We start from the raw sequence: 5820 nt of genomic DNA on the forward strand, positions 1-5820 counted from the left end.
ACCCGATGGCGCTCAACGCCGCGCTGGTCTCGGCCGGCGTGCGCGTCTCCGAACTGGTGGTGGAACGACGATCACTCGAGGATGTGTTCCTGGAGCTGACCGGCAACGACCACGACGGTGCCCTGCAATCCGTCCTGGATGACCGATGATCCGTGTTGAGATCCAGATCTTGCTCATGCGGCGACGGACCTGGGTGTCGGTGCTGATGCTCGCGACGCTTCCAGTGATCGTCGCGCTCTTTTTGAAGGTCAGCGGAGTCGGGTCGGGGGCAGGGAGCCCGGCCTTCCTCACCGAGGTCATACATAACGGAACGTGGCTCCCGATCGCAGCCCTCGCCCTCGTCCTACCGCTGTTCCTACCGGTTGCGGTACTGCTGCTGGCAGGTGAGGCGATCGCGGGTGAGGCCGCCGCGGGCACGCTGCGCTACCTGCTTATCCGTCCGGTCGGCCGGGGCCGGTTGCTGGCCGCGAAACTGGTCGGGATCATCGTCTATCTCGTGATCGCAGTGACCGCGGTGACCACGACCGCCTTCGCGGTCGGCTGGGGGTTGTTCGGGTTGGCGCCCATCAAGCCGCTGTCCGGCGCCGGCCCGCCCCTGTCCCTGTCGGAGGCGGCCATCCGGATCGCGCTGTCAGCGCTGTTCGTGGCCGCATCCATGCTCGGCATCGCCGGCGTGGGACTGCTCCTGTCGGTGGTCACCTCGACGCCGCTCGCGGCCACGCTCGGCGCACTCGGCGTCCTGGTCACCGCGGGAGTGCTCGACCAGCTCCCGGCCGCCGCAGCCATCCAGCCGTACCTGCCGACCCACTACTGGATGGGGTTCATCGACCTGTTCCGCGATCCGGTGAGCTGGGTGAACATCAGACGTGGGCTGGCCCTCGAGGGCTGCTACGGCGCGGCGATGGTCATCCTTGCCCGGATTGTCTTCGGAACCCGGGACATCACGAGCTGACAGCTGTCATGCGCTGACCGCGGTCCCGAGGTGGTGGCCCTCACGAGCTGACGCGGCCCGCTGCGGCGGCTTGGCGGCTACCGGCGCGCGTCCGCAGCGGGTTCGGTCCGATGATCGCCGCGAACCGGCGCAGATACTCGTACTCGAGGCTCAGCATCCGCGCGGTGTGTGTGTCGAACGCATCCCTGGTGCCGTGCAGGAATGCATCGTGGCGGGTCGCGTGCAGCTGGTCCACCTCGCGGACGAGATCCTCGTCCGACAGTTGGGCCGCCGGGATGCCTTCGGGACGGTGCTTCATACCGACTGGCATACCCACTCCGGCGGGGCCGGTCACCTGTCTGTCACCACCAGAGCGGATCCAGATCCGCCAGGACGACGGCGGCGAGGTCGGTGAGGTCGCGTTCCACCCGGTTCTGACGCAGATACGCACTGAGATCGGCGACGCGCCGGGCGTACCCGCGATCGGCGCACAACGGGCCGGGGCCGAGCGCGCGCCCCACCCGGTCGAGGACCTCGGTCGCGCCTGCCTCGATGTTCGCTCGCACCCGTAGCGCGCGCCTGCGTGCGGACCCACCGACATCATCGGGATCGGCGTCCATGTCGCGGGCTGCTGTCTCCAGGACGCAGCGCATCGCCATCAGCACCGCGTCCACGCGACCCAGGTGTTCCAGCGCGTGGATGTCGAGGCGCCGGCCGGTTCGGCCGGTTCGGCCGGTTCGGTCGGTTCGGTCGGCGAGATGACCCGCCTCTCCTTCGTGATCGGTGTGGCCGGCGGCGAACAGCGTTCGGGCGACACCTGTCGCGCCGCCGAACCAACATGCCGCGATATCCACTTTGGTATGCCAGAAGATCGGCTGGTCGAGGTATGCCGCGTCCGGATCGGACCCGCCGGTCGAACCGGTCGACCAACCAGGCTCACCCACCGGGATGGCGGGTGCCCCGTCGAACAGGACGGTCGCGGTGTCCGCGCCGGTCATCGCCTGGGACGCCGATCCGTCTGATCCGTCTGATCCCGCTGTTGCCACGGCAACGTTGCGCTCATTGAGCCGGACGGCGAACAGCCCGATCGTGCCTTCGCGCGTCTCTTCGCCGCCGTCCGTGATGACTCTGGCCGCGACCAGCGCGTGGGTGAGCACGCGCGCACCCGGGCAGGATGACCTGACGCCATGTACTGTCCAGCCGCCACGACCTCGACGGGCGACCAGCGAACCGATCGGCTCCTCCGTCGCCCACAACCCCCATCGCTGATCATGTTCGGGTGCCGGCCCAGCCGAATCAATCAGGATCGCCGCTGCGCTGGTGTGGGCCTGTGCGAGTCGAGCCAGCGTGACGTCGAAGGCGGCGAGATCGGCGAGCGCACGCCAACGCGCAGCGGTGGCACCCGCCGCGGGTAGTGGAAGATCAAGCCGTCCGGACGCGATAAGCGCTGCGAATGCCCCACCTACCCTCGCGGGAGGGTACGGCCTTCCCATCGGCGTCCGGCCGGTGGCCGTACCGATTGGCCGCCCCGGGACGTCCAGTGGAACGTCACATGGAACGTCCAGTGGAACGTCCACAGGCATGGCCAGGGGAATGTCCAGCGACGCGGCAATCGGGAGGCTTGTTATCATCAGAATTCACCCCAGGTCATGCGCGCGGGCGGCTGTTCGGCGGTGACAGCGGCAGTTGGCGCCAATGGCTGCCCGTGCGTGTCACCCATGCGTCGGACGGTCATGCCCTGGTTGCTCTCCCATCCCGCAACCGCCAAACATGACTTGCCGAAAATGCTGTAGGTACAGGAGGTGCAGTATGTGCTGCAGTATCAGCATTTATACGTCATGATGGGCACCGGTAGTTGCCACCTGATCTGCCGGCCACCGCACCCGGATGTGCGGATGGGAGCCTGGGGGGCATCATTCCAGGGCAACACGTTTCTGTGGGAAGGGAGACCGTGATGGTCGACGCCCATGCCGCGGTGGAGGGGTTCCGCCCGAGCAGTAACGGGCTGCCCTTCACCAACGATTTTCCAAGGCAGCCCGTGCTGAAGATTAATCTTCCAGGTGTCGGGCCGGTACCGATCGGTGACGCCAGTCGCGGTTTGTGCGGTGGCATGATCTACACGACGCGTGATCTTTTCGAGGCGAAGCTGACTCCACCGGTGTTGAAGGAACCACCTGCGCCGGACTCACCGCTGTACCGCTACATCGTCCGCCGGCTGTTCGACAGCTTCGACATCCCGCGTGGCGTCGCGCGCTACTACCAGCTCATGGCCACTCCGGATGCGGACACGACCCGGTCCTCGCTGACCCTGCGCGGTTCCGGGCGCATCACGGTCGTGAACGAGTGGCCGCGGGTTCGACTCGACCTCGACCGCGGCGTCCTGGCCCCGCTCGGTGTCATCACGCTGCGCTCCTACGATCCGTTCCAGCTTGGGTCCAGCCATCAGCTCCTGGCATACGCCTACGAACAGCGACGAACCGCGGTCACGCTCCGGGTCTACGATCCGAACACACCCGTGGAGCACGCCGACGACGTGACGCTGTCGTTCGACGTGGCGTACCCGACCGGACCGGTCCCGATCGCACACAACCTGGCCATCGGCGGACGTCGGGTACGGGCCTTCTTCCTCTCCCGCTACCGCTGGGCGAACCCGCTGCCGGCGCTGGCCGACGCCTGAGGGCCGCCGGGCCACGTGAGGGAGGTGCCCAAGCGATCTGGAACCCGTTTGTCGCCAGCGGCCCGTCACCTCTATGCTTGCAGTGGTCCCAACGGTAGACGTTCTGGGTAAGTTGTAGATCAAGCCTGGTCGTCGTCGCCCGCCCCCATCGTCTAGCGGCCTAGGACATCGCCCTTTCAAGGCGGTAGCACGGGTTCGAATCCCGTTGGGGGCACCACCCCAAGACCTGCAACGAGGGCTCCCTGAACCGGGCAAACCTGGTCAGGGAGCCCTCTTCGTCTGTCCGGCCACATCCGACCGTCACCGGCCCCCGGTGGTTGATCGTGCCGAATACGTGCCCAAGTTCCCGGCGTCACCGGTTTTGTGGGCGACTCGACACCACCGATACCCAGACCCGGGACTGACCCTGTCCGGGACCAGCGACCAGCGACCAGCGACCCTCCGGGGGATCCCAGCCGGGTACAGGATCCCTCGCGGGTGACGGCCGTAGGTGGGAAGTGCCGCTCCGGTGACCGCAATGACCTACCGTCCGTGTCCTCGGCGGCCGGCCGTAGGTGGAAAGTGCTGCTCCGGTGACCGCAATGACCTACCGCCCGTGTCCTCGGCGCTGCGAGATGCGGCGACCCACCGCAGCGCATCCCGCGCCTCGTCGGAGACGTCCTCCCTGTTGCGCAGGATGTGTTGAAGGCCCCGCGACGCAGCGCTGACCCCCGGCGTAGCCGAACGACGCGAATACGCCCCTACGCATGCGCCCGGGCGCACCATCCGCTCCAGGGTTCGGTTCGTACTGCGCGAGCAAGGCTGGGGCTGTCGGGCTTGTGCGTTCGATGGCCTACGACTGGGGCACCTTTGGTATTCGCGTCAACGCACTCGCCCCCACACACGGTATGTCACCCAACCTGTCGCTTCCGTCGGATGCCGCCGTCGTCGGCATGTCGCGTGCGGAGAGCTCGCTCGCGAAGAGTGGTGACCCATGGGACGCGTCGACCATGTTCCCCGGGCCGCTCAAGGTCGACCGGCCGCCCTCCCTCGGGGACAACGCCGCAGTAGCAACATTCCTCGCCTCCGACGCAGCTCAGTACATGTCGGGCGTGACGATTCCTTCGTGCGACGGAGGAAGCGAGGAAGCTTTGCCAGAACCTCGATCCAGATCCCTGAAGACTGGTCCGTTATGGACCACGTCTGACCATGAGCGCCGAGCAGTCACCCGGGCTCAACGAACCCAACCCACTCCACGACTCCCGGTCTTAGGAAGACGGCGCAACCCCAGGGTTATTGATCTAACTGTCGGCATCGAGTCAGGCCTGCGAAAGCCGGCCGGGCGCCGGCCTGCATTCGTGGTGGCGCGGGCCAAGGAGGCTCCTGCAAGGGGTCGGTGTCCCTGCTGTGGCCCGCGGCCACTGGTCGATCTCAAAGTCCTACTGGCGGCTCGCAGCGAGGTCGTCAGCGTCGGTGCGGGCGATGGCCGCGTCGACGATGGCGTACTCTGCCCCGTCGAGGACGGAGAGCGCCAGGTCGATTGCGTCGACGGCGTCCTGCTCAGCCACCTCAGCATGGTGCTGCGCCTTGCGGACGTCCCGCTCGTTTCGTCGCCTGTCGGCATCTGCGCGCACCTCGGCGAACCGCTGCTCTACCGACGAGCGCACCGCATCCCACTGTGGCTGCATGCCGGCCTTCGCCTCTTCGGCCTTGCCCGTTGCCTTGGTCTTGGCGGCTGTGACAGAGGTCGTCAGCGCGGTTCGTTCTGCCTCCAGGCGCGCGCGGTTCTTCTCCCGCGCCGCGCCCACCACGTCATCGACCTTCCTCGCTCGGTCGGAAAACTCGCTGAGCTGCTCAGACAGCGCCTTCATAGTTGACCCTCCTTCTCGGTCGCTTGGCCCTGGGCCTCGCGGATCGGTTGGCTGCCTCCAGCCGACCCGTACCCGCCCCCGAGGTTCTGTATCCGGATGCCTTCGCCTGACAGCCGTCGCGACCAGGGCGACACATCAGGCGGCGGACAAAGTCCCACGAGGCGGTCGCGCCGCCGTTGAGCCCTCGGGGGTGTAGCGGCACCGCGACACCCCCCGTTCCGCCTCTGAGTACAGTCCGTGATGGTCCTGCGCTGGTTCTGCGATAGAATCCGGGTCAAGCAACTCGCCGGCGACCACGGGATCGGCCGGTCGACGTCCTACACCTACCTCCACGAGGGCATCGCGGTGCTGGCGCTGCGGGC

Annotated in this window: 5 protein-coding genes, 1 tRNA gene and 3 pseudogenes; 6 read left to right on the forward strand and 3 right to left on the reverse strand. The window is 67.2% G+C overall.

The window, feature by feature from the left end:
• Both U9977_RS26960 and U9977_RS13385 read left to right on the forward strand, forming a co-directional pair.
• Positions 1 to 149, forward strand: a pseudogene (locus U9977_RS26960) (ABC transporter ATP-binding protein); the annotation flags it as partial.
• The gene (locus tag U9977_RS13385) at positions 146 to 952 is read left to right on the forward strand and encodes an ABC transporter permease subunit (RefSeq protein WP_322749577.1); all 807 of its coding nucleotides are present in this window, start codon (positions 146 to 148) and stop codon (positions 950 to 952) included. The pseudogene U9977_RS26960 and the gene U9977_RS13385, both read left to right, overlap by 4 nt.
• A gap of 40 nt (positions 953 to 992) precedes the next feature.
• On the opposite strand, the gene U9977_RS13390 is transcribed toward U9977_RS13385, so the two are convergent.
• Entirely contained in the window at positions 993 to 1250 is a 258-nt protein-coding gene (locus U9977_RS13390; protein ID WP_322749597.1) for a DUF6158 family protein, read from the reverse strand.
• A gap of 43 nt (positions 1251 to 1293) precedes the next feature.
• Positions 1294 to 2562 carry an acyl-CoA dehydrogenase gene (locus U9977_RS13395; RefSeq protein ID WP_322749578.1) on the reverse strand — a complete coding sequence of 423 codons (1269 nt, stop codon included), beginning with the start codon at positions 2560 to 2562 and terminating at the stop codon, positions 1294 to 1296.
• Positions 2563 to 2885: 323 nt separating this feature from the next.
• On the opposite strand from U9977_RS13395, the gene U9977_RS13400 reads away from it, so the two are divergent.
• From U9977_RS13400 to U9977_RS13410, 3 genes and pseudogenes are all read left to right on the forward strand, one after another.
• Positions 2886 to 3608: a hypothetical protein gene (locus U9977_RS13400; protein ID WP_322749579.1), complete on the forward strand. Its 723-nt coding sequence runs from the start codon at positions 2886 to 2888 to the stop codon at positions 3606 to 3608.
• Between the two features lie 141 nt (positions 3609 to 3749).
• A tRNA-Glu gene (locus U9977_RS13405) sits at positions 3750 to 3825 on the forward strand.
• A 529-nt stretch (positions 3826 to 4354) separates the two neighbouring features.
• Positions 4355 to 4492: pseudogene (locus U9977_RS13410) on the forward strand (SDR family oxidoreductase); the annotation flags it as partial.
• Positions 4493 to 5026: 534 nt separating this feature from the next.
• On the opposite strand, the gene U9977_RS13415 reads toward U9977_RS13410, so the two are convergent.
• Entirely contained in the window at positions 5027 to 5458 is a 432-nt protein-coding gene (locus tag U9977_RS13415; RefSeq protein ID WP_322749580.1) for a hypothetical protein, read from the reverse strand.
• Between the two features lie 231 nt (positions 5459 to 5689).
• Here U9977_RS13415 and U9977_RS13420 point away from each other — a divergent pair.
• Positions 5690 to 5820, forward strand: a pseudogene (locus U9977_RS13420) (IS5/IS1182 family transposase); the annotation flags it as partial.

Origin of the sequence: Protofrankia sp. Cas8, from assembly GCF_963555845.1 — a bacterium.
In the GTDB taxonomy this organism is placed as follows: Bacteria; Actinomycetota; Actinomycetes; order Frankiales; family Frankiaceae; genus Protofrankia.

What these genes read in the sequence shown, in the direction of transcription:
- U9977_RS13385 (WP_322749577.1), top strand. Translation starts at nt 146, where the DNA reads ATGATCCGTGTTGAGATCCAGATCTTGCTCATGCGGCGACGGACCTGG.
- U9977_RS13390 (WP_322749597.1), bottom strand. Translation starts at nt 1,250, where the DNA reads ATGAAGCACCGTCCCGAAGGCATCCCGGCGGCCCAACTGTCGGACGAG.
- U9977_RS13395 (WP_322749578.1), bottom strand. Translation starts at nt 2,562, where the DNA reads ATGATAACAAGCCTCCCGATTGCCGCGTCGCTGGACATTCCCCTGGCC.
- U9977_RS13400 (WP_322749579.1), top strand. Translation starts at nt 2,886, where the DNA reads ATGGTCGACGCCCATGCCGCGGTGGAGGGGTTCCGCCCGAGCAGTAAC.
- U9977_RS13415 (WP_322749580.1), bottom strand. Translation starts at nt 5,458, where the DNA reads ATGAAGGCGCTGTCTGAGCAGCTCAGCGAGTTTTCCGACCGAGCGAGG.